This is a genomic window from Aestuariimicrobium ganziense (assembly GCF_015352975.1).
Taxonomy (GTDB): domain Bacteria; phylum Actinomycetota; class Actinomycetes; order Propionibacteriales; family Propionibacteriaceae; genus Aestuariimicrobium; species Aestuariimicrobium ganziense.
On the sequence record NZ_JACYIZ010000006.1, the window covers coordinates 21,668 to 43,670 of the forward strand.

17 protein-coding genes are annotated in these 22,003 nt (G+C 69.7%); 10 read left to right on the forward strand and 7 right to left on the reverse strand.

The window, feature by feature from the left end; all coding sequences use genetic code 11:
* The first annotated feature begins 41 nt into the window (after positions 1-41).
* Genes IE660_RS12015 through iolD form a run of 3 tightly spaced genes read left to right on the forward strand, consistent with a single transcriptional unit; the run spans position 42 to position 3,875 of the window.
* Entirely contained in the window at positions 42-794 is a 753-nt protein-coding gene (locus IE660_RS12015) for a GntR family transcriptional regulator (protein WP_203568619.1), read from the forward strand.
* 55 nt (positions 795-849) lie between these two features.
* The gene (locus IE660_RS12020; protein ID WP_203568620.1) at positions 850-1,923 is read left to right on the forward strand and encodes a transaldolase family protein; all 1,074 of its coding nucleotides are present in this window, start codon (positions 850-852) and stop codon (positions 1,921-1,923) included.
* A gap of 44 nt (positions 1,924-1,967) precedes the next feature.
* Positions 1,968-3,875 (forward strand): 3D-(3,5/4)-trihydroxycyclohexane-1,2-dione acylhydrolase (decyclizing), encoded by a 1,908-nt coding sequence (gene iolD, locus IE660_RS12025; protein WP_203568621.1) that lies wholly within the window; start codon positions 1,968-1,970, stop codon positions 3,873-3,875.
* A gap of 208 nt (positions 3,876-4,083) precedes the next feature.
* On the opposite strand, the gene iolG is transcribed toward iolD, so the two are convergent.
* Positions 4,084-5,073, reverse strand: coding sequence for an inositol 2-dehydrogenase (iolG, locus tag IE660_RS12030; protein WP_203568622.1), 990 nt, complete (start codon positions 5,071-5,073; stop codon positions 4,084-4,086).
* Between the two features lie 10 nt (positions 5,074-5,083).
* On the reverse strand, positions 5,084-5,977 hold the full coding sequence (locus IE660_RS12035; protein ID WP_203568623.1) for a TIM barrel protein: 894 nt from the start codon (positions 5,975-5,977) through the stop codon (positions 5,084-5,086).
* A 94-nt stretch (positions 5,978-6,071) separates the two neighbouring features.
* Here IE660_RS12035 and IE660_RS12040 point away from each other — a divergent pair, with 94 nt between their 5' ends.
* Positions 6,072-7,943 carry a DUF294 nucleotidyltransferase-like domain-containing protein gene (locus IE660_RS12040; RefSeq protein ID WP_203568624.1) on the forward strand — a complete coding sequence of 624 codons (1,872 nt, stop codon included), beginning with the start codon at positions 6,072-6,074 and terminating at the stop codon, positions 7,941-7,943.
* A 14-nt stretch (positions 7,944-7,957) separates the two neighbouring features.
* Entirely contained in the window at positions 7,958-8,641 is a 684-nt protein-coding gene (locus IE660_RS12045) for an exonuclease domain-containing protein (RefSeq protein WP_203568625.1), read from the forward strand.
* Positions 8,642-8,678: 37 nt separating this feature from the next.
* Here IE660_RS12045 and IE660_RS12050 read toward each other — a convergent pair whose 3' ends face one another.
* The gene (locus IE660_RS12050) at positions 8,679-9,506 is read right to left on the reverse strand and encodes a phytanoyl-CoA dioxygenase family protein (protein WP_203568626.1); all 828 of its coding nucleotides are present in this window, start codon (positions 9,504-9,506) and stop codon (positions 8,679-8,681) included.
* A 133-nt stretch (positions 9,507-9,639) separates the two neighbouring features.
* Between IE660_RS12050 and IE660_RS12055 the strand changes: the two genes are divergently transcribed.
* A complete protein-coding gene (locus tag IE660_RS12055; protein WP_203568627.1) occupies positions 9,640-10,053 on the forward strand; it encodes a YrdB family protein in 414 nt (137 codons plus the stop codon).
* A 326-nt stretch (positions 10,054-10,379) separates the two neighbouring features.
* On the opposite strand, the gene gltX is transcribed toward IE660_RS12055, so the two are convergent.
* On the reverse strand, positions 10,380-11,810 hold the full coding sequence (gltX, locus tag IE660_RS12060) for a glutamate--tRNA ligase (protein WP_328701952.1): 1,431 nt from the start codon (positions 11,808-11,810) through the stop codon (positions 10,380-10,382).
* Between the two features lie 152 nt (positions 11,811-11,962).
* Between gltX and IE660_RS12065 the strand changes: the two genes are divergently transcribed.
* Positions 11,963-13,756 carry a glutamine--tRNA ligase/YqeY domain fusion protein gene (locus IE660_RS12065; RefSeq protein WP_203568629.1) on the forward strand — a complete coding sequence of 598 codons (1,794 nt, stop codon included), beginning with the start codon at positions 11,963-11,965 and terminating at the stop codon, positions 13,754-13,756.
* Here the strand turns inward: IE660_RS12065 and IE660_RS12070 are convergent.
* The 3 genes from IE660_RS12070 to IE660_RS12080 are packed head-to-tail and all read right to left on the reverse strand — an operon-like array spanning position 13,710 to position 17,343.
* A complete protein-coding gene (locus IE660_RS12070; RefSeq protein WP_203568630.1) occupies positions 13,710-15,017 on the reverse strand; it encodes an MFS transporter in 1,308 nt (435 codons plus the stop codon). The two genes, IE660_RS12065 and IE660_RS12070, sit on opposite strands and share 47 nt — an antisense overlap.
* Positions 15,014-16,801 carry a glycoside hydrolase family 2 protein gene (locus tag IE660_RS12075; protein ID WP_203568631.1) on the reverse strand — a complete coding sequence of 596 codons (1,788 nt, stop codon included), beginning with the start codon at positions 16,799-16,801 and terminating at the stop codon, positions 15,014-15,016. Before IE660_RS12075 ends, IE660_RS12070 begins: the two co-directional genes overlap by 4 nt.
* Positions 16,801-17,343 carry a DUF4112 domain-containing protein gene (locus tag IE660_RS12080; RefSeq protein WP_235998040.1) on the reverse strand — a complete coding sequence of 181 codons (543 nt, stop codon included), beginning with the start codon at positions 17,341-17,343 and terminating at the stop codon, positions 16,801-16,803. Before IE660_RS12080 ends, IE660_RS12075 begins: the two co-directional genes overlap by 1 nt.
* A gap of 47 nt (positions 17,344-17,390) precedes the next feature.
* Between IE660_RS12080 and treY the strand changes: the two genes are divergently transcribed.
* The 3 genes from treY (at position 17,391) to IE660_RS12095 (ending at position 21,808) form a co-directional block, all read left to right on the forward strand.
* A complete protein-coding gene (gene treY / locus IE660_RS12085) occupies positions 17,391-19,688 on the forward strand; it encodes a malto-oligosyltrehalose synthase (protein WP_203568633.1) in 2,298 nt (765 codons plus the stop codon).
* 11 nt (positions 19,689-19,699) lie between these two features.
* Positions 19,700-20,545: a nucleotidyltransferase domain-containing protein gene (locus IE660_RS12090; protein WP_203568634.1), complete on the forward strand. Its 846-nt coding sequence runs from the start codon at positions 19,700-19,702 to the stop codon at positions 20,543-20,545.
* Positions 20,546-20,866: 321 nt separating this feature from the next.
* Positions 20,867-21,808, forward strand: coding sequence for a hypothetical protein (locus IE660_RS12095; RefSeq protein WP_203568635.1), 942 nt, complete (start codon positions 20,867-20,869; stop codon positions 21,806-21,808).
* Positions 21,809-22,003 lie beyond the last annotated feature (195 nt).

A 22,003-nucleotide genomic window follows, 5' to 3' on the forward strand; every position in this document is an offset into this window, starting at 1 on the left:
GAACCCATTCTGACCAGCGCGGGCGGCATAGGGTGCGTGGTGTGCAGATCCCCGTCGTCCTCGACCGTTCCAGCACGGTGCCGCTGTACCAACAGCTCGCTGAGCAGCTGGTCGCAGCCATCGAGGACGGCCTGCTCAAGCCGGGCGACCCGTTCGAGAACGAGGTCGACATGGCGCGTCGACTCGACGTGTCGCGCCCGACCGTACGCCAGGCGATCGCCGACCTGGTGCGCCATGGACTGCTGGTGCGCCGGCGTGGTGTGGGCACGACGGTGGCCAGTGCGGTGATCCACCGCCGCGACGAACTGACCAGCCTGCACGACGACATGCTGCGCCGCGGGCAGCAGCCGCAGACCCGGGTGCTGGCACTGCGCAAGGAGACCAATCCCGTGGCCGCCCGCGCACTGGGCCTGCCGATCGAGACCACGATGCTGTTCGTCGAGCGGCTCAGGATGGCTGACCAGGTGCCCACCGCCTTGATGCACAACTGGCTGCCACCGCGCTACGACGACCTGACCGCCGAGGAGTTGGACGCGTCGTCGCTGTACGCCGTGCTGCGCGATCGCGGCGCCCACCCGGTGGTGGCCCACCAGACCATCGGCGCCCGTCGTCCGACCGCCGCGGAGCGGCGGCTGCTCGGTCTGGCCGCGGGTGATCCGCTGCTGACGATGAGTCGGCGCGCCTTCGACGCCGAGGGCGCGCCGGTCGAGTTCGGCGACCACTGCTACCGCTACGACCAGTACGCCTTCGACGTGACTGTGCATGAGCCCGACCGCCCCGGTGGTCGCGCCTGACCCGAGTGATAATGTCAGGACAAACCACCGGTCTGGCACCACGAGGAGTGCGTCCATGATTCTGGAGAAGATGACGGCCAAGGGCGGTCCCACCGTGCTGTGGAACGACTCCGCCGATCCCCGCGAGCTCGGCCAGTCGCTGGCCTGGGGTGCGGTCGGCGCCACCTGCAACCCGGTGATCGCGGTGCAGTGCGTCAAGAACGACCTGCCCCGCTGGTCGTCCCGGATGGCCGAGATCGCCGCCGAGCGTCCGACCGCGAGCGAGTCGCAGATCGGCTGGCAGGTGGTCGAGGAGATCTCGGTGGAAGCAGCCAAGCTGCTCGAGCCGGCGTTCGAGGCCCACGGCGGGCGCAACGGTCGGCTGTCGATGCAGACCGACCCACGGCTCGCGCGCGACCCCGAAGCCTTGGTCGAGCAGGCCGTGCACTTCTCGAGCCTGGCGCCAAACGTGATCGTGAAGATCCCCGCCACCGCCGCCGGCATCGTGGCGATCGAGCAGGCCGTGCGCCGCGGCGTGTCGATCAACGTCACCGTCTCGTTCACCGTGCCGCAGGCCGTGGCTGCCGCCGAGGCGATCGAGCGTGGTCTGGATGCCCGCGCCGCCGACGGTCACGACGTCAGCAACATGGGCCACGTGGTCACCATCATGGTCGGCCGGCTGGACGACTGGTTGAAGGTGCTCGCCTCACGCGGTGAGGTCAATCCCGGCGTCGAACTCGACGAGGACGACCTCGACTGGGCGGGTGTGGCGGCCTTCAAGCGGGCCTACGCCCTGTTCACCGAACGCGGCTACCGCTCGCGCCTGCTGTCGGCGGCGTTCCGCACCACCCGGCACTGGTCTGAGTTCGTCGGCGGCGACGTGGTGATCTCTCCCCCGTTCGGTTGGCAGGAGAAGATCCAGGACTCCGGCATCGACCCGGTCGACCGGATGGACGAGCCGGTCGACCCCGCGATTGTCGAGCGCCTGCTGGCGGCTTTCGACGACTTCCGCCGCGCCTACGAACCCGACGGAATGACCCCGGACGAGTTCGACAGCTTCGGCGCCACCCGCACCACCCTGCGGCAGTTCCTGGCCGCCGACGAGGAACTCGACCACCTCGTCCGCGACGTGCTGCACCCCGCCCCCTGACACTGGGCCCCAGGCCCTGACCACGACCACTCGAGACGAGGACCATGATGAGCGACACGATCAGGTTGACGGTGGGACAGGCCATCGTCCGTTTCCTGGCCGCCCAGTACAGCGAGCGCGACGGGGTGCGCCAGCGCCTGGTGACCGGCATGTTCGGCATCTTCGGCCACGGCAACGTCTGCGGCGTCGGGCAGGCGCTGCTCGAGGACCAGGTGGCCGCCGAGAAAGACGGCAGCCTCGAGGGACACCTGCCCTACTACCTGGTGCGCAACGAGCAGAGCGGTGTGCACGCCGCGGTGGCCTTCTCACGGCAGCGCAACCGCACCCAGACCATGGCGGTGACCACCTCGATCGGTCCGGGAGCGACCAACATGGTCACAGGTGCGGCGCTGGCCACCACCAACCGGATCCCGGTGCTGTTGTTCCCCTCTGACCAGTTCGCCAGCCGAATTCCCGACCCGGTGCTGCAGCAGTTGGAGTCGCCGCAGACTCTCGACACCGCAGTCACCGACTGCTTCCGCCCGGTGTCGAGGTTCTTCGACCGGATCCTGCGACCCGAGCAGGCGATCCCTTCGCTGATGAACGCGATGCGCGTGCTCACCGACCCCGCCGACACCGGCGCGGTGACCATCGCCCTGCCCCAGGACGTGCAGGCCGAGGCGTACGACTGGCCGGTGGCCTTCTTCGCCGAGCGCACCTGGCACATCGGTCGTCCGGTGCCCGAACCGGCGGCGCTGGCGCGTGCGGTTGAGGTGATCCGTTCGGCTGAGCGTCCGCTGCTGGTCGCCGGCGGTGGCGTGGTCTACTCCGAGGCCTCGGAGCAGTTGCGGGCGTTCGCCTCGGCCACCGGCATCCCGGTCGCCGACACCCCCGCCGGCAAGGGCGCGATCAACTGGGACCACCCCAGCGCCGTCGGAGGCGTGGGTTCGACCGGGACGACCGCCGCCAACACCTTGGCCCGCGAGGCCGACGTGGTGATCGGCGTCGGCACGCGCTACAGCGACTTCACCACCGCCAGCCACACCGTGTTCGCCGACCCGAACGTGCGCTTCGTCAACGTCAACACCTTGGGCCTCGACGCCGCCAAGCACGGCGCGACCATGGTGCAGGCAGACGCCCGGGAGGCACTGACCTCGCTCACCGAGGCACTGTCGGGCTGGCAGACCGACGAGGCCTACCGGGCACGCGTGGTTGAGTTGGACGAGGCGTGGCAGCGCGACGTGGACGAGTGCTACCACCGCGACCACACTCCCCTGCCGGCCCAGACCGAGGTGTTCGGTGCGCTGAACGAGTTGATGGGTCCTCGGGACGTGGTGATCAACGCCGCCGGCTCGATGCCGGGCGACCTGCAGGCACTGTGGCGGGCCTCGACGCCCGAGCAGTACCACGTGGAGTACGCCTACTCGTGCATGGGCTATGAGATCCCGGCGGCGATCGGTGCCCGGTTCGCGGTGGACGACGACGTGCAGGTGGTCGCCATCGTCGGCGACGGCACCTACCAGATGGCTCCGATGGAACTGGCGACGATCGTCCAGGAGGGGCTGCGGGTGATCATCGTCCTGCTCGACAACGGTGGCTTCGCCTCGATCGGGGCACTGTCGGAGTCGCGCGGCTCGCAGCGGTTCGGGACTCGCTATCGGATGCGTTCCGGTGGCGAGACCGGCCGGCTGGACGGCGATGTGATTCCGTTCGATCTGGCCGCCAACGCCGCCTCGTGGGGGCTGGAGGTGCTGCGCTGCGACGGCATCGAGCAGTTCCGGGCCAACTACGTCACAGCTGCGGCCTCGTCCGGCCCGGTGGTGTTGCACATCCACACCGACCTGATGGGTCCGAATCCGCCGGGGTCGGCCTGGTGGGAGGTGCCGGTCGCCGAGGTCTCGACCCTGGAGAGCACCCAGACCGCACGCGTCGAGTACGAGCACCAGAAGCAGGGCCAGCGCCACTACCTGTGAGGGGCTGTCCGCAGGTCGAGGGCGAGCGGGGGTGCGGGGAGCGTCCGGAAGCGGCGTCCCCCACACAGGTGCCCGCCCACGGGCTCGCGCCCGCGGGTAGCCGCGAAGGACCTCCACGCAGCCGCCGCGACGACGGCTCGCATGCCTCGGACACGCTCGCTCGTCCCCCGCGAGCCACTCGACCAGCCAGCGATGAGGGTGGCGGCCTTCAGAACTTGACGACGCAGCCGGTCCGCAGTGACTCGTTCGCGGCCTCGGCCAGGGCGAGCGCCTCGCGTCCGTCGGTGAAGTCGGGCGACGGCGCCACCCCCTGCTCGACAGCACTGACGAAGTGGTCAAGCTCGGCCCGGTAGGCAGGCATGTAGCGCTGCAGGAAGAAGTCCAGCGCAGGGTCGGCCTGCGCCGTGCCGGCCGCCGACGACCAGGTCACCGTGGTCGCGGTCTGGTTGCCGGCCTGCAGCATGCCCTTCGAGCCGAAGGCCTCGAGCCGCTGGTCGTAGCCGAAGGCGCAGCGGCGGCTGTTGATGATGGTCGCGATCGTCCCGTTGGCGCTCTTGAGCACCACCGTGGCCGAGTCGACGTCGCCAGCCTCAGCGATGTAGGGCTCGACCCGGTTCGCCGCGAACACCGTCACCTCGACCACGTCGCCCAGGAAGTGCCGGGCGAGGTCGAAGTCGTGGATGGTCATGTCGCGAAAGATCCCACCCGACACCTTGATGTACTCCGCCGGCGCGGGCGCGGGGTCACGCGAGGTGATCACCAACTGCTCCAGGTCGCCGATGTCGCCCCGGTCGACCCGCTGCTTGACGGCCGCGAACGAGGGGTCGAAGCGCCGGTTGAAGCCGATCATCACGGTCGGGTCGAGCGGCGAGATCTCGTGCCAGCACTCGTCGACGCGAGCCAGCGACAGGTCGATCGGCTTCTCGCAGAGCACCTTCTTGCCCGCCCTGACCGCAGCGGTGATCAGGTCGACGTGGGTCGGGGTCGGCGAGCCGATCAGCACCGCGTCGATCTCGGGGTCACCGATGATCTCGTCGGCGTCGGCAGCGACCCGGGCGCCGGTGCGTCCGGCCAAGGCGGCAGCGCCCTCGGGCACCGGGTCGTGCACCGCGACCAACCGGGTGCCCGGATGGGTCGACAGGGTCTCGGCGTGCACCTGCCCGATCCGGCCGGCGCCGAACAGTCCGAAGCGCAGCATGGTCGTCCTCTCAGGCCTTGGCCGAAGCCAGCAAGAAGTCGATGGACGAGCGGATGTCGTCCAGCGGGTCAGCGCCGCCCTCGTCCGGCGCCGCGGCCAGGATCGTGTCCTGCTCCATCACGTACCAGCCGTCGTAGCCGGCCTGCTCGAGCCGGCCGATGATGCCGGCGATGTCGACATCTCCCTGCCCCAGCGGCACGTAGATGCCCTCGCGCACCGCGTCGGTGTAGCTGAGCTCACCCGATCCGACCTTGGCGGCCAGGTCGACGCGCACGTCCTTGAGGTGCATGTGGCCGATCCGGTCGGCGTGGTCACGGACGACCGCCGCGGGGTCTCCCCCACCGATCAGCAGGTGGCCGGTGTCGAGGCACAGCTTGATGCGCGACCCGGCGAGCACCCGGGCGACCTCGTCACCGGTCTCGATCATCGTCCCGACGTGCGGGTGGACGGTGGCGGTCAGGCCCCGGGCCGCAGCGGCGTCGGTGATCTCGTCCAGGTGGCCGAGCAGCGTGGCCCAGCCCTCGTCGTCGAGCACGGGACGATCGTCGTACCCGTCGACGCCGGTCGCGGCGGCGATCACCACGACCATCGCGTTCGTCGCGATCAGGCCGGTCATCGCCTCCTGCACGGTGGGCATCGGGTCGACGCTCGGGTCGTGCAGCACGACCGGGACGAACTGCCCCACGGCCTGCAGTTCGTAGCGGGCCAGCAGGTCGGCCTTGGCCGTCGGGTCATCGGGCAGGAACCCATCGGGGCCGTATTCGGTGGCCGCGATCCCCACCTCACGCATCTGCGTGAGCACGGTGTCGGCGCCGAGCTGGAATCCCCATCCGGGAACCTCACACACACCCCAACTGATCGGGGCCCCGGCGATGCGCTGGTCGAGCGGTCGTACCTCGGTCATGCCGGTCATCCTTCCACATATGTCAGGACATGAATCAGCAGCTCCCGCCTTCCGGGCACCCGTGGCACACTCACGGTGAGCGAAGGAGCCACAGATGGACGTCGAACTGGTCGAGGTGGCCGATTTCCTGCGCCGACACGCCCCGTTCGCCGACCTGCCCGGCCCCCTGCTGAACCGCCTCGTCCAGCAGTCACGCATCCGCTACCACCGTCGCGGCACGGTGCTCTACCGCCACGGCGAACCCAACAACTCCCTGCACGTGGTGCGTTCGGGTGGGGTTGACCTGAACGGCGCGGATGGAGTGCTGGTCGAACGGGTCGAGCCTGGCGGGTCGTTCGGCACCTCGTCGCTGCTGGCGCAGACCGCCTCTGCTGTGACCGTCACCGCGATCGAGGACACCCTGGTCGTGGTCTTCCCCGGCGACGTGGTTCGCCAGGTCGCCGAGGACGACGCCACGTTCGCTGCCCACTACACGTCCACTGCGCAGAAACGTCTGCAGGGCGCCAACCGGCACAACCTGTCCCGCGGCGGCATCTCGATGGGCCGCGAGCCTTCGCTGTCGCGCACCGTGGAGTCGATCCTGGGCCGTGCCCCGGTCACCGCGTCGTCCGAGGTCAGCATTCAGCAGGCCGCGGCGACCATGTCCGAACACCGGGTCTCAGCATTGCTGTTGGTCGACGACGACGGTCACCTCGAGGGGATCGTCACCGACCGCGACCTGCGCTCGAAGGTGGTGGCCGCAGGCGCCGACACCTCGGCCCCGGTGCGCACGATCATGACCGCCGACCCGGTCACCACCACCCCGCACACCCGGGCCTTCGAGGTGCTGCTCGAGATGACCGGCCGCAACTTCCACCACCTGCCCGTGGTGGCCGACGGTCGTCCGATCGGCCTGGTCAGTTCCGGTGACGTGATGCGACTGGAGCGCTCGCACCCGATCAGCCTGACCAGCCAGATCAACCGGCAGACCACGGTCGCCGGGGTGGCCGAAGTCGCACGCCGGATCCCCGGCGTGGTCGCCACCTACTCCGACCAGCACGTCAGCGCCGACGAGATCACCAGGCTGCTGTCGACCCTGGCCGATTCGCTGACCCGCAAGCTGATCGCGCTGGTCGAGGCCGAGATCGGGCCTGCGCCACAGCCGTGGTGCTGGGTGGCGATGGGCTCACAGGCCCGCCACGAGCAGGGACTGGCCTCCGACCAGGACCACGCGATCATCACCGCCGACACCACCGACGACGACGGCTGGTTCGCCGAACTGGCCGCGCGGGTGGTCGACGGACTCGAGGCCTGCGGACAGCCCCGCTGCGCCGGCGACGCCATGGCCACCAACCCGCGCTGGCGAGTGAGCCTGGCCCAGTGGCGGCGCCAGTTCAGCCAGTGGATCCAGCAGCCGGGGTCGGAACAGGTGCTGCACGCCCAGATCTTCTTCGACATGCGCGTGGTGCACGGCGAGACCTCGTTGTTGGACGACCTGCGCCAAGCCGTGGTCACCCAAGCCGCGGGCAACCAGCGCTTCCTCGGCCACATGGCGGCGATGGCGGTCGAGCGCACCCCACCGCTGGGCTTCTTCAAGGGCTTCGTGCTCGAGAAGGGCGGCGAGCACGCCGACACCTTCGACATCAAGGCCGGCGGCCTGCACGGGGTGATCGAACTCGCCCGCGTACACGCCCTGGCCAACGGTGTGGTCGAGGTCGGCACCACCGACCGGCTCGTGGCCGTCGCCCACGTCGGCGGCCTCAGCCAGGAGGGTGCCGAAGAACTGGTCGAGGCCTTCGAATTCCTCAGCCACGTACGGCTCACCCACCAGGCGGCGCAGGTGCGCGCAGGTGAGGGGCCTGACAACCACGTCCGTCCTGACCTGCTCACCGGGTTCGAGCAGCGCCACCTCAAGGAGGCCTTCGGGGTGGTCTCGGCCGCCCAGAAGGCACTCGCCCAGCGCTACCAGACCCACCTGATGAACTGAAGCGGCGAGCTGACATGGCGTGGTGGTTCTCAGCGGCGGCCAAGCGTGAGCGGCTGGCCGGCAAGCTCTCCCCCGGTCCGTTGCGCGACTTCGTCCTCGCCGCGGTTCCGGCACCGGAGACACCCGTGGCTGACCTGCGACTGCTCGCCATCGACCTCGAAACCACCGGTCTCGACCCGGCCAGCGACCGGCTGTTGTCGGTCGGTTTCGTCGAGGTCGACGGGGACGAGGTGGTGGTCGGGTCGGCCCGGCACGTGGTGATCCGTCAGGACCAGGAGGGCTCGGTCGGTGACTCGGCAACCATCCACGGCCTGACCGACGACGCGCTCGGACAAGGTCGCTCGGAGCAGGAGGCGGTCACGACGACGCTGGCCGCGCTGGCCGGCCGCGTCCTGCTGGCCCATCACGCCGATGTCGAGGTCGGGTTCCTGTCGGCCGCCTGTCGTCGGCTGTGGGGGGCAGAACCGCTGTTCGAGGTGGTCGACACCATGCAGTTGCAGTACCGACTGCTGAGCCGGGAGCGTGACACCGACCCGCCTCGGGGCGCGCTGCGGCTGTGGGGGGCCTGCGACCAGTACAACCTGCCCAGACACGCCGCCCACAACGCGCTCAGCGATGCCCTCAGTTGTGCCGAGCTCTACCTGGCCCAGGTGCAGCAACCCGGTGCCGGAGGCACGCTGAAGTCGCTTCGTCCCTGAGCTGTGCGGGCGGCTCGTCCCGAAGTGATGGCTGGACTCAGCCGCCCATCGTCCCCATCACACCCATCGCCGGACCGCCCATCGCTGGACCGCCCGTGGCGTCGCCGGCGGCGGCGTGCTTGCGTCCGGTGGGGTCGATGCCGGCCAGGATCATGCCCTGCCCCAGCGAGTGGGTGTGCTGGTCGGTCAGCGGCGGGTCGGCCGGGTCGCGGTACTGGATCAGCCAGGTGGTGCGGGCCTCGGACGAGGTGTTCACCCCCGAGGAGTGCACGGTCAGGTAGCTGAAGAAGATCGCATCACCCGGCTCGCAGGGCACCGGGACGGCCTGCTCGGGTGGCCAGGTCTCGGCGCTGAGGTGGTAGCTGCCTTCTTCGAGGTGCTCCTGCGGACCCTGCTTGTACGAGCCGGGAACGACCCGCAGGCAGCCCTTCTCTTCACTGGCGCCGTCGAGGAAGAAGATCACCGCGCCCATCCGGTGGTGGGTGTGCGGGAAGAACGGGTGGTCCTGGTGCATCGGGAACGGGGAGCCGTTCTCGGGCGGCTTCACGAACAGCTTGGTGTGGTGCAACTGCACGTTCGGGGTGCCGATGGTCTGACCGGCGACCTCGGTCCAGCGTCGGTCGACCAGCAGCCGGCTGAACGCTGCGGAGTGGAACTGGGTGTCGTGGCAGTGCTGCAGGCGGGTCTGGCGTCCGCCGGCGGCCTCCCGGGCCGAGCCCCACGTGGGGTCGGAGGTGTCGTTGATCCTGGCCAGCACGTCGTGCGCCTCCTGGCGCAGTGCGGCGGCTTCCTCGGGGGTGAGCACTCCCTTGACGAGGACGAAGCCGTCGCGCTCGTAGTCGGCCATCTGCTCGGCGTTGAGCATCGCTTCTCCCTGTGGTGAGCGTGGTGATCGTGGGTGGCACCACCGTAGGCAGAAGGCGCCACGCCCGGGCGATGTCTGGGCGATTCGTGACGCCCAACTGACCTGAGGGTGTGAACAGGGCACAGTGGAGGGCATGGATCGCACTCGTCCGACACTGCAACCGCTGCGGGCCATGGGCTTGTTGTTCGTGATGCTCGCCGAGCTTTTCGCCTGGGCAGCGATCGGCTACGCCGTGTATCGGATCGCCGGGAGCGACTGGACGGCGGCGGCCATCGCCGCGGTCGTCGTCCTGCTGGTGCTGGTCGCGTGGGGCAAGCTGGCCTCACCCCGGGCCACCGCGTCGCCAGCGGTCTCACTGGCAACCAAGCTGGTGGTCTACGCCGCGGCAGTCCTCGGCCTTGCCCTGACCGGCCACGCCTGGTGGGCGTTGGCGCTGGCGGCGTTCGTGGTGGTGGTGCACCTGGCTGAGCGGTTCACCCGGTCGTCGCCTGAGGACGAGGTGAACCCGCTCACCGATCGTCCCGAGAACGACCCGCGCAGGTTCTGATCAGCGCCTGGGGCTCCCACGATTCGTGGCGGGAAATGGCGCAGAGACCACACGTTTCACGCCGCGAACCGCTGGCGGCTCGGGAGTGCGGTGCCGCCTCTGGCGATTCGTGGCGACAAACGACGCGATGACCCGCTGTTTCTCGCCACGAACCGGTGAGGCATGCCCCCCGAGTGGCGGATCACTCCGTGAGTACCCGCGGCGATCCGCCAATCGGACGAAGCCGGGGCGCGGGATGAAGGGGATTCCGGCGCTCGCTCCCCGCCGGCCGCTGCATGGCGTTGAGCACGGCGGAACTCCAACTCGTCCTGCGGACCGGCGAACGCTCAGAGGCTGCCGCGCAGGGCCTTCAGCCGCTCCAGCGAGGCCTCACGGCCCAGCAACTCCATCGACTCGAACAGCGGTGGCGACACCCGCGAACCGGTGATCGCCACCCGCACGGGCCCGAAGGCGAACTTCGGCTTGATCCCCAGTCCATCCACGAGCGCGGCGCGCAGCGCCGCCTCGATCTCGGCAGTCGACCACTCGGGCAGCGCCTCGAGGGCACCGACAGCGGCGTCCAGCACCGCACCGGCGTCCTCCCCCAGCGATGCCCGTGCCTCGTCCTCGACCTCGACGCCCTCGCTGAACAGGAAGCCGAGCTTGGGCAGGGCATCGCCCAGCAGCACCATCCGTTCCTGCACCAGCGGCACGGCCTTCACCAGCGTCGCCTGGTCGCGCTGAGACAACGCCTCGCCACCGGTCTCGACGTGGTGCGCCACGATTCGCTCAGCCAACTCCTCCGAAGTCAGCGCCCGCAGGTAGTGCCCATTGAGCCAGTCCAGCTTCTTGATGTCGAAGATCGCGCCCGCGGGGTTGATCCGCGACCAGTCGAAGGCGGCGATGAACTCGTCCAACGTCTGCACCTCGGTACCCTGGTTGACCGGCGGGTACCCGAGCAGCATGAGGAAGTTCAGCAGCGCCTCGGGCAGGTAGCCCTGCTCACGGAACCAGACCAGCTTGGCCCAGGGGCTCTTGCGCTTGCCCAGCTTGGAGCGGTCGGTGTTGCGGATCAGCGGGGTGTGCGCGAACTGCGGCACCTGCCAACCCAGCCACTGGTACAGCAGCACCTGCTTCGGGGTCGAGCTGATCCACTCCTGGCCGCGCACCATGTGGGTGATGCCCATCAGGTGGTCGTCGACCACCACGGCCAGGTGGTAGGTCGGGAAGCCGTCGGCCTTGAAGATCACCTGGTCGTCGGGACGCGGCGCCGACAGTTCCCCTCCGATCAGGTCGGTGAAGGTCAGCGGCACGTCGTCGGGGACGAGCATCCGCACCACCGGGTTGGGCTGGAACCCGGGCAGCTCGGCGCGCTGCTCGGCGGTCTTGCCGTGGCACAGCCGGTCATAGCCGGTGACCTCGGCCTTCGACGCCTCCTGCTCGGCGCGCATCTCGGCCAGCCGCTCAGGGGTGCACCAGCAGTGGTAGGCATGCCCGTCCGCGATCAGTCGGTCGACCACCGGACGATAGGTCTCGAGCCGCTCCGACTGCCGGTACGGCGCATGCGGCCCACCCAGCCACGGCGCCTCGTCCGGGACGAGCCCCAGCCAGGCCAGCGAGTCCTCGATCTGCTGCTGCGACCCATCGACCAGACGGGCGCGGTCGGTGTCCTCGATGCGGACGATGAATTGTCCGCCAGTGCGGCGGGCCCAGGCCAGGTCGAACAACGCCTGGTAGGCGGTGCCCACGTGCGGGTCGCCGGTGGGCGACGGGGCCACCCGGGTGCGCGCCGGCCCAGATGAGGGTGTGGGTGCCGACGCGGGGGGCGCCGAGGTGGCGGGACTGGTGGACGAGGGCTCCTGCTGCTGGCTCACGGGGCACCAGCCTACCGGGAGCGGTGGGATCGTCCCCGTTCGATAGAGTCGCCGCCATGACCGCAGGTTCCCCCGAGACGCCGAGCGCCGGCGCGACGCCGAGCGCCGGCGCGAAGCCGAGCGCCGGCGCGAAGCCGAGCGCAGGCGCCAAGCCGGCCGCCACCGAGAGGCCGGCCGCTTCCGACTTCATCCGCGAGCGCGTGCAGCGCGACATCGAGCAGGGAACCTTCGGCGGACGGGTCCAGACCCGGTTCCCACCCGAGCCCAACGGCTACCTGCACATCGGCCACGCCAAGGCGATCACCCAGGACTTCGTCACCGCCGAATCGTTCGGTGGCATCTGCAACGTGCGCTTCGACGACACCAACCCCGACACCGAAGAGGTCGAGTTCGTCGAGTCGATCCTGGCCGACATCGAGTGGCTGGGCTTCCACCCCGCGAACGTGTTCTACGCCTCGGACTACTTCGAGCAGCTCTACGACTGGGCCCTCCACCTGATCAGCAACAACCTGGCCTACGTCGATGAGCAGGACGGCGACACCATCTCGGCGCAGCGCGGCGGCTACGGCAGGCCGGGCATCGAGAGCCCCTACCGCGATCGTCCTGTCGCCGAGTCGCTCGACCTGTTCGCCCGGATGCGGGCTGGTGAGTTCGACGAGGGCGCGATGTGCCTGCGCGCCAAGATCGACATGCAGTCCGACAACATGTGGCTGCGCGACCCGGTGCTCTACCGGATCCGCCACGGCCACCACCACCGCACCCACGACGCCTGGGTGATCTATCCCACCTATGACTGGGCGCACGGTCAGTCCGATGCCATCGAAGGCGTCACCCACTCGATCTGCACGCTGGAGTTCGACTCGCACCGTCCGCTCTACGACTGGTGCCTCGACAACCTGCCGTTGCCCTACGAGCAGCCGCAGCAGATCGAGTTCGCGCGCCTGGAGTTCACCCACACCGTCACCTCGAAGCGGCGGCTGAAGAAGATGGTCGCCGAGGGCGTCGTCGACGGGTGGGACGACCCGCGGATGCCGACCCTGGCCGGGCTGCGTCGCCGCGGTTACCCGCCGAGTGCGATCACCACCTTCTGCGTCGAGATCGGCACCGCCCGCACCAACGCCCGCCACGCCATCGAGTCGCTCGAAGCCGTGGTGCGTCGCCAGTTGAATGCGGTCGCCCAGCGCCGGATGGCGGTGCTTCGTCCGATCAAGCTGACGCTGACCAACTGGCCCACCAACGACGACGGCACCCCGGTGGTGGAGTGGTTCGACCTGACCAACAACCCCGAGAACCCCGACGACGGCACCCGCCGGGTAGCCTTCACCGGCAACCTGGTGATCGAGAGCGAGGACTTCGCCCTGGATCCGCCGCCGAAGTTCTTCCGGCTCTCGGTGGGACGAGAGGTGCGCCTGCGTGGCGCCTACCTGGTCACCGCCACCGACGTGGTCACCGACGACGACGGCAACGTGGTCGAGGTGCTGGCCACCTACGATCCCGAGACCCGTGGTGGCGACGCCCCCGACGGACGCAAGGTGAAGTCGACCATGCACTGGGTGTCAGTGCCGCACAGCACCCCGCTGACCGCCGCCCTGTACGACCGGCTTTTTGCCGCCGAGGTGCCGGGTGAGGCCACCGGCGAGTCGCTGGACGACCTCAACCCGAACTCGCGAGAGCTGCTCACCGGGTGCTTGGGCGAGGCCTCGCTGGCCGACGTCGAGGGCGGTCAGGTCGTCCAGTTCGAGCGCCTGGGCTACTTCGCGGCCGACCCCGACCAGCCGGGGCTGTTCCACCGCACGGTGGGGCTCAAGGACGAGTGGGCTGCGATCCAGCGGCGACAGCAGAAGGCCTGAGCAGCAACACCGGCACCAGGGTGACCAGCATGACCGCCGCGCTCCACCAGTAGATCGAGGGCGGCGGAGCGGTCCCGACGTTCTGCCCGACCACCACCGAGGCCCCGAACAGCCCGGTGACGGTCGCGCCCAGCGCCGGTCCGATGGTCATCGGCAGCAGGACCGTGAACACCATCCGCACGCCCTGGTAGGCGCCGCGGGCATCGGTCGGCAGCAGGTTGCGGTGCCAAGCCATCAGCACCACCGCCATCAGGAAGCCCACCGACTTCACCATCGCGAACACCGCCAGCCAGACGATGCTGGTGGTGCTGGCGAACAGCACCGTGCCCACCGCTGCCACCGGGTAGCCGACCAGCAGCACCGCGCGGCCGTGGCCTCGGTCGGTGAGCCAGCCCACCGGCAGCGCCAACAGCAACAGCACCGGCGCGACCATGGCGGCGATCACCCCGGCGGTGGCCTTCGACACCCCGGCGTGGCGTTCGAGGTAGATCAGCTCATAGGGAAAGGTGACCTGCACCGCGATCCCGAAGATGGCCATCGCGGCGAAGACCAGGTACAACTGCCGGCGTTCGCGTCGCTCTTCGGACGACAGGATGCGCCCCACCACCTCGCGCAGTCCGGCTCCACCAGGAGCCGGGGCCAGGTGCGGTGACTCGCGCAGCATCAGCCCGCCGACCAGGCCCATCAGCAGCACCAGTCCGCCCAGCAGCCCGAAGAAGGTGGCGTAGCCGAAGCGTTCGATCATCAGACCCGAGAGGCCCATGCCGATGGCGGTGGCGAGCACCGGCATCACCTGCAGCACGCCCTCGACCCGGCCGCGGTTGCCCGGTCCGGTGACATCGGTGACCCAGGCGTTGAACGTGGCGTCGTTGGCGCTCGACCCGAAGAAGGTCATCAGCGCATCGAGCGCGATCACCAGGAACACCCCGACCGCGACCGCGTCGGTCCAACTGGCCACCGGGAACGCGGCAGTGGTGAGCGCCCAGGCGATGTAGCCGACCAGGATGAACGGCTTGCGTCGTCCCAACCGGTCGGAGGCGTTGCCCATCACCAAGGTGGTGACCGTGGCAACGATCGCCGAGACCGCGACCATCACCGCGATCGGGCGCGGGTCGGGGGTGATCTCGTCGAAGACGAACGTGTTGAGCCAGCTGTTCTCGACGTTCCAGGCGATCTGGCCCGACAGGCCGAGCAGGACGACCACCAGCCAGGTGCGTCCGGGCAGCCTGGTCCGGGTGGTCGGACCAGCGGGCGTGGTCATCGGCGTCCCAGCGCAGCCAGGGCGTCGTCGAGTTCGCGGTTGAGTCGGGCGACCAGGTCGACCGGCAGCTTGGTGACCGCCCGGTCGTAGGTGAGCAGCCCGTTGGTCTCGATCTCGACGTCGCTGACCTGGGTGTACGTGGCGGCCCGCAGCCCGTGGGCGACCAGCGGCACCAACTGCTCGCGGTAGAGCCGGGTGAAGGCCTCGGCCAACCCGTCGGCGTCGTCGAAGAAGCGGTAGCCGAAGCGGCGCTGCTCGTCCCACAGGTGGCCGGGTACGGCGAGGTTGAGCCCGCCGAACTCCGACAGCGAGAATGGACGACGGTCGCGCCGCGGTGGTCGGCGGAGCTTGAGCACGTAGCGGTGCCGGGAGCGGAACTCCGGGTCACCCTGGTCGAACCAGCCCGATGCGTGGTCGACCAGCCGGGTCGGGTCGAGCCGGCGCACCAGCCGGGCGGCGCCGCGGGCGTCGAACTGGCCCCACGACTCGTTGAACGGCACCCACATCACGATCGACGGGTGCGGCGCCAGGTGGGTCACCATGGCGCACAGTTCGTCGGTGAACTCCTGCCGGGTGGCGGCGTCGGTTCGTCCGGCCAGGCGCATGGCCAGCGCCGAGCGGTCGTCCATGGTCAGGTCGAGGGCCTGCACGACGCCCGAGGCGGTGAGCCCGGTCATCGGTCGTCCGCCGCTGACGGCGTCCTGGACAACCAGCAGCCCCAGCCGGTCGGCGTGATGGTAGAAGCGACGCGACTCGACCTTGACGTGCACCCGCACGCCGTTGAAGCCCATCGCCTTCATGGTCTCGAGGTCGTGGACGAGGGCGGCGTCGGCCGGGGCGGTCATGCCCGACTCTGGCCAGTAGCCCTGCCACAGCGGGGTGTTGAGCAGGATCGGCCGGCCGTTGAGCAGGATCGCGTGGCGTTGGCCGTCCACGGCACCGGGGATCGGTCCTATGGCGATGGTGCGAAGACCGGCCCAGGTGGTCACCCGGTCATGCTCAGTGGTGACGGTGAGCCGGTACAGGTGCGGGTCGTCGGGGGTCCAGGGGTGTGGGTCTGCCAGCGGGATGGAGATCGGCTGGTCGGTGCGGCCGTCGACGACCAGCGGACCGTCGGGCAGGTCGACCGCGACCCTGACCGTCCCGGGGCGCTCGGCCTCGACCAGCACCTCCAGGCTGCGCAGGTCGTCGGTGGTGGCCACCACCCGCGTGATGGCGGCTTCGGGCAGTGGCTCCAGCCAGATCGACTGCCACGGACCTGAGGTGGCGGTGTACCAGATCGAGTCGGGGTGCAGTGACTGCTTGCCCCGCTGCTGCAGCCCGGCGTCGCTGGGGTCGCGTACCGCCAGGCAGACGTCGACCACATCGGCGTCCCCACGCGGCAACTCGACGCTGAACGGCAGGTAGCCGCCGCGATGGCGTCCGACCTCGACCCCGTTGACCAGCACGGTGCAGTCGTGGTCGACCGCCTCGGCATGCAGCACGACCCGTCGTCCGCGCCATACCGGCGGCACGACGATCTGTCGACTCACGTACAGCACCTCGTCCGGGCGCAGCGCCCGTTGCACCCCCGATGCGGCGGTCTCGATCGCGAACGGGACCAGCAGAGGTTCGTCCCAGCGCTCGGGCGGCGTCGTGGTTCCGGTGTCGGGGCGCACGGCGTGGTCCCAGGGGCCGTTGAGGCTGAGCCATTCGTCGCGCTCGAGCATCGGGCGCGGGTACTCGGGCAGCACCGCGTCGGGGTCGAGGTTCTCGCCCCAGACGGTGGTGAGCCCGACCGGCATCAGTAGGCGATCCCGTTGAGCAACTGGACGACGGCCCAGATCGCGAACACCGCCGAGGCCAGCAGCGCCAGCAGCACGGTGACGCTCAGGGTGACCGCCACCACGAGGTAGACCACCGACGACTGGGCGGTCTTCTGCTCGTCCATCAGGGTGCGTTCGAGAAGCTTCATGTTGCGCCGGTTGGCCCGCCAGGCGGCGTCGAGCACCGGTCCGATCACGGGCACGTAGCCGACGGCGGCGTCGATGCCAATGTTGAACAGCATCCGGCCCAGGATCGGAAGCGGTACCCGCAGCCTGATGGCGTCGGCGATCACCACGCCAGACATGGCGGTGCCGGCGGCGTTGCCGAAGCCGGGGACGAACGCGGCGATGGCGTCGGCACCGATGCTCTGCTTGGTGCCCGGAATCGGGATCAGGTCGTCCAGCACCTTGCTGAGCAGCACCGTCGAGCGCGCTGGGCGGTCGGCGGGTGCGGGGTCGAGAACGTGTGGCGGGGGTGTCGCCTGGGCGTCGGCCGGGGGTGTGGCCGGAGGGGGAGGCATGCTCACGAGTTCAAGGGTAGGGGCAGCAGTCGATAGGGTCAGGAGGCGTGACCATCCCCACCTCGACGTACCGCCTGCAGATCTCGCCCGATTTCACCCTGGACGAGGCTGCCGACCACTGCGCCCGGATCGCTGCCCTGGGCGCCGATGCGGTCTACCTGTCGCCGCTGCTGACCTCGACGACGGGCTCCGACCACGGCTACGACTGGACCGACTGGCGCCAGGTCGACCCGCAGCGCGGCGGCGAGGAAGGCTGGCGACGCTTCGTCCAGGCTGCGCGCGAGGCCGGGCTGAAGATCGTGGTCGACATCGTCCCCAACCACATGGGCATCTCGAAGCCGTGGGAGAACGAGGCTTGGTGGTCAGTGCTGCGTGAGGGCCGCCACTCCCCCTACGCGCACTGGTTCGACATCGACTGGGAGCGTCCGGCGTTGATGCTGCCGTTCCTGCCGGCCGACGGCTCGCTCGACGGGCTGGAACTCAACGACGACCGCACCGAGTTGCGGTTCTACGACGACCGGCTGCCGATCGCCCCGGGCACGGCGGACGACGGTGCCCCGGTCGCGGTGGTGGCCCAACGGCAGGTCTACCGGCTGGTGCCCTGGACTGGCGGGTCACGGCTGACCCATCGTCGCTTCTTCGCCGTCGAGACCCTGGCCGGGCTACGGGTCGAGGACGAGGACGTGTTCGCCGCCACCCACGAGCGGGTGCTGCGCTGGGTGCACGAGGACGGCATCGAGGGGCTGCGGGTCGACCACCCCGACGGCTTGGTCGACCCCCGCGGCTACTTCACCCGGCTGCGTGAGGCGGTCGGCCCCGACGTCTGGCTGCTGGGCGAGAAGATCCTTGAGACCGACGAGCCGCTGCCCCACTGGCCCATCGACGGCACCACCGGCTACGACGCGATGGCCGAGGTCAACCTGCTGCTGGGTGACCCGAGCGCCGACGCGTGGATGACCGCCGAGTACGTCGAGTCGACCGGGGACGAACGATCCGTGGCCGAGCACGTGCTCGAGGGCAAGCGGTTCGTGGCGCAGACGATGTTCTCGGCCGAGGTGAACCGGATCCTGCGCGAGCTGCCGGTCGTCCCCGCCGACGTCGAGGACGCCGCCGACACCCTGCGCGAACTGGCGGCACGCGTGCCGGTCTACCGGTCGTACCTGCCCGACAACGCCGGCACCCTGGCCAGGGCGATCGCCCGTCTGCGAGACGAGCGTCCCGACCTGGCGCTGACCGTGGACGAGCTCGAGCCCACGTTGATCGACGCCAACCAGCCGGCTGCCAAGCGGTTCGAGCAGCTCAGCGGTGCGGTGATGGCCAAGGGCGTTGAGGACACCGCCTGGTACCGCTACACCCGCCAGGTCGGCCTCAACGAGGTCGGCGGGCACCCCGGTGAGCTGGGCTGCACACTCGCCCAGGCCCACCACGCCCTGGAACGTCGCCAGCGGTTGCTGCCCGGCTCGATGACGGCGCTGTCGACCCACGACACCAAGCGCGGTGAGGACGTGCGGGCCCGGCTGGCGGTGCTCACCGAGCTGCCCGAGGCGTGGCCGGCGTTCCGCGAGGTCTTCGACGCCCACACCAGGATCAGCAATCCTCGCTTCTCGCGGTTCGTGGCGCAGACCCTGGTCGGTGTCGGTCTGGGGCTCGACAACGCTGGCGTGCGTGAGCGGATCAAGGAGTACCTGGTCAAGGCGATGCGCGAGGCGTCGGAGGAGACCACCTGGACCGATTCGGACGAGGTGTTCGAGCGCAGCGTGCTCGATGCGGTCGACATCGCCCACGACCACCCGGTGCTGCACGAGGCCTGGCAGACCCTGCTGGGGCTCGTCGAAGGACCCGCTCGGTCGAACAGCCTGACCCAGAAGCTGGTGCAGCTGACCATGCCGGGGGTGCCCGACGTCTACCGCGGCACCGAGGTCTGGGAGGACTCGCTGGTCGATCCCGACAACCGGCGTCCGGTCGCGTGGGACGCGATGCCGTGGCCTGGCACGGCGGTCGAGGACGGCGCGCCGGCGGTGGACGAGACCGGGGCGGCCAAGCAGTGGCTGGTGCACCAGGCGTTGACCGCGCGCCGCAATCGTCCGCAGGCGTTCACCGCGTACACACCGCTGCTGGCCGCCGGGTCGGCCTCGGACCACCTGTTCGGCTTCGACCGGGGTGGGGCGGTGACGCTGGCGACCAGGCTGCCGGTGGGCCTGGCGGCCCGCGGAGGCTGGGGCGACACCTCGGTGCTGCTGCCACGGCCCTGCGTCGACGTGCTGACCGGGCGGGAGTTCTCGGGCCGGGTCTACGTGGCGCAGGTGTTGGACGAGTTGCCGGTCGCGTTGCTGCTGGACGTGTGAGGCTGGGGCCCGTGGACGAGGCGCGACTGCAGGCGATGGCCGACGACCTGGTCGGCGTGCCCGGCGTGGTCGGGGTCAGCCTGGGTGGAAGCCGAGCCCGGGGGGATGCCGTCGCCGGGTCGGACGTCGACCTCGGGGTGCACCACGGCGGCGGGCTGGATCTGGCAGGGCTGAACGCGGTCGCGGCGCGGTGGAGTTCGACGCCGGTCGAGATCGGGCCGTCGGGCTCGTGGGGGCCGTGGGTCGACCATGGTGGCTGGCTGACCGTGGACGAGGTGCCGGTCGACTGGATCGTGCGTGACCTGCGGCGCGTGGACGAGGCGTGGGGCCGGGCGTGTGAGGGACGAAGCGCGTTCCACACGCAGCCGGGACACCCGTTCGGGTTCTGGGACGCGGCCTACTGCGGCGAACTGGCGCTGTCGGTGGTGCTGGCCGACCCCTCCGGTGAACTCGGGCGGCGGCGGGAGGCTTGTCTGGTGTACCCCGAGGCGCTGCGCGAGCAGATGGTCGGACGGTTGTGGGAGGCCGACTTCGACCTGGGGATCGTGGCCAAGGGTGTCTCGAGGGGTGATGCGACCTTCGTGATGCTGTGCCTGTCGCATGCGCTGATGATCTGCGCGCACGCGCTGCACGCCGCCGCTGGCGTCTGGGTGACCAACGAGAAGGGCCTGGTGCCCGGTGTGGAGCGCCTGCCCGGGGCGCCCCGAGGCTGGGGCGAGCGAGCGTCGGCTGCGATGTCCGGGTTCCCAGAGGCGGGATCTGGTTCCCACGACCGGACGGACACCTCGTCCTCACTGGCAGCCCGGGTACGGGTCGTCCGCACGTTGGTGGACGAGGCCCGCGCCCACGTCTGCTGACCCCGGCGTACACGCCTGCTGACCCCGGGGTCACGTCGCTCGGGTTGCCGCCCCTCCCCCACCAGAAGGGTCCCTGCGTCGTCCCTGCGACGGCCACCTCTCCATGCCGACGGCCACCATGGTCATCGACGGGTACTGCGTGCCATGCCCGTGGGGTACCCAGGTGCCCGCCGACTTGTGGTGGTGCCCGTCGCAGCAGGTCTCCAGCGCATGCATCGTCCACCTAGGACGACTGTGGCGCACCTGTGGACAACTGGCCGATGTCGAGGCTCGTCCTGTGGAGAGCGACACTTTGGGCCATCAGACGCCCACAGTGAAGGCGTGCTGATCCAAGAGTTGCTGGACAACGACATCCTGCAGTCGTCCCGGGCGAGAGCCGTCGGGCTGCCACCGGCCATCCTGCGTGCGTGGGAGCGTCAAGGACTACTCGTCCCAGTCTCCCGTGGGGCATGGACCACACCACCCCCCAAGGAGACCCAGTACGAAGCGCTCCGCAGGGAGCACCGGCTGCGGACGATCGCCCTCATCCAACAGATGAGCCCGCGAGTCGCTGCCAGCCACATCTCTGCGGTGGTGCTCCACGGACTGCCGTTGTGGTCGACACCGCTCGACCGTGTCCACCTCGTCCGTGTCGACGACAACCAGTCCCGCGCACGGCTCGGCCTGACGGTGCACCAAGCGGGCCCGGAGACGATCAGCCAGCAGTCGGGGGTTCCCTGCGTGAGCGTCGCCGATGCTCTGGTCGGCCTCGGGCAGGTGATGGCCCGACGAGCGCCACTCGACTTCCTGATTGCTGGCGATGAGGCGCTTCGAGATGGCCTCACCACCCTCGACGAGATCGACGGAGCCATCGAAGCTCGATCCGGAGGACGGGGCCTCGCTGCGGTCCGAAGCCATCGTCCCTTACTGGACGCGCGCCACGAGAGCGTGGCTGAGACAAGATTCGCCCACACCGCTCGGCTGCTGGGACTGGTCGTCACACCCCAGGTCGTGATCCCCGCGGAAGGCAAGCGCTACAGAGTCGACTTCATGCTCAAGGACGAGCCGATCATCATCGAGGTCGACGGGCTGGCGAAGTACGGGGTGTCCCCTGACGATGTGCACAAGAACCTGTTGCTGGAGAAGGTCCGCGAGGACGCCCTCCGGCGTGCCGGGTACATCGTCGTCCGCATCCTGTGGAGCGATCTGGCTTCACCCAAGATCGTACGCAAGAAGGTCGCAGCGGCGCGGGCCCAGTACCGGCCGAGTGTCTGGCTGAGGTGAGTTTGCCTCCCACGGTGCGCACGCTGCCTGAGCCCTCTGCCGCATCAGCGCGCCTACACGACACATCGCTGGTCTCGAACAACAGGTTCGTCCTCCGACGCTCACTTAGGACGCCGACGGGCACTGCACACCATGCCCGTCGAGCACCGAGCTACCCGTCGACGCGAGGACGTGATCGTCGTCGAGGAGAGCGCC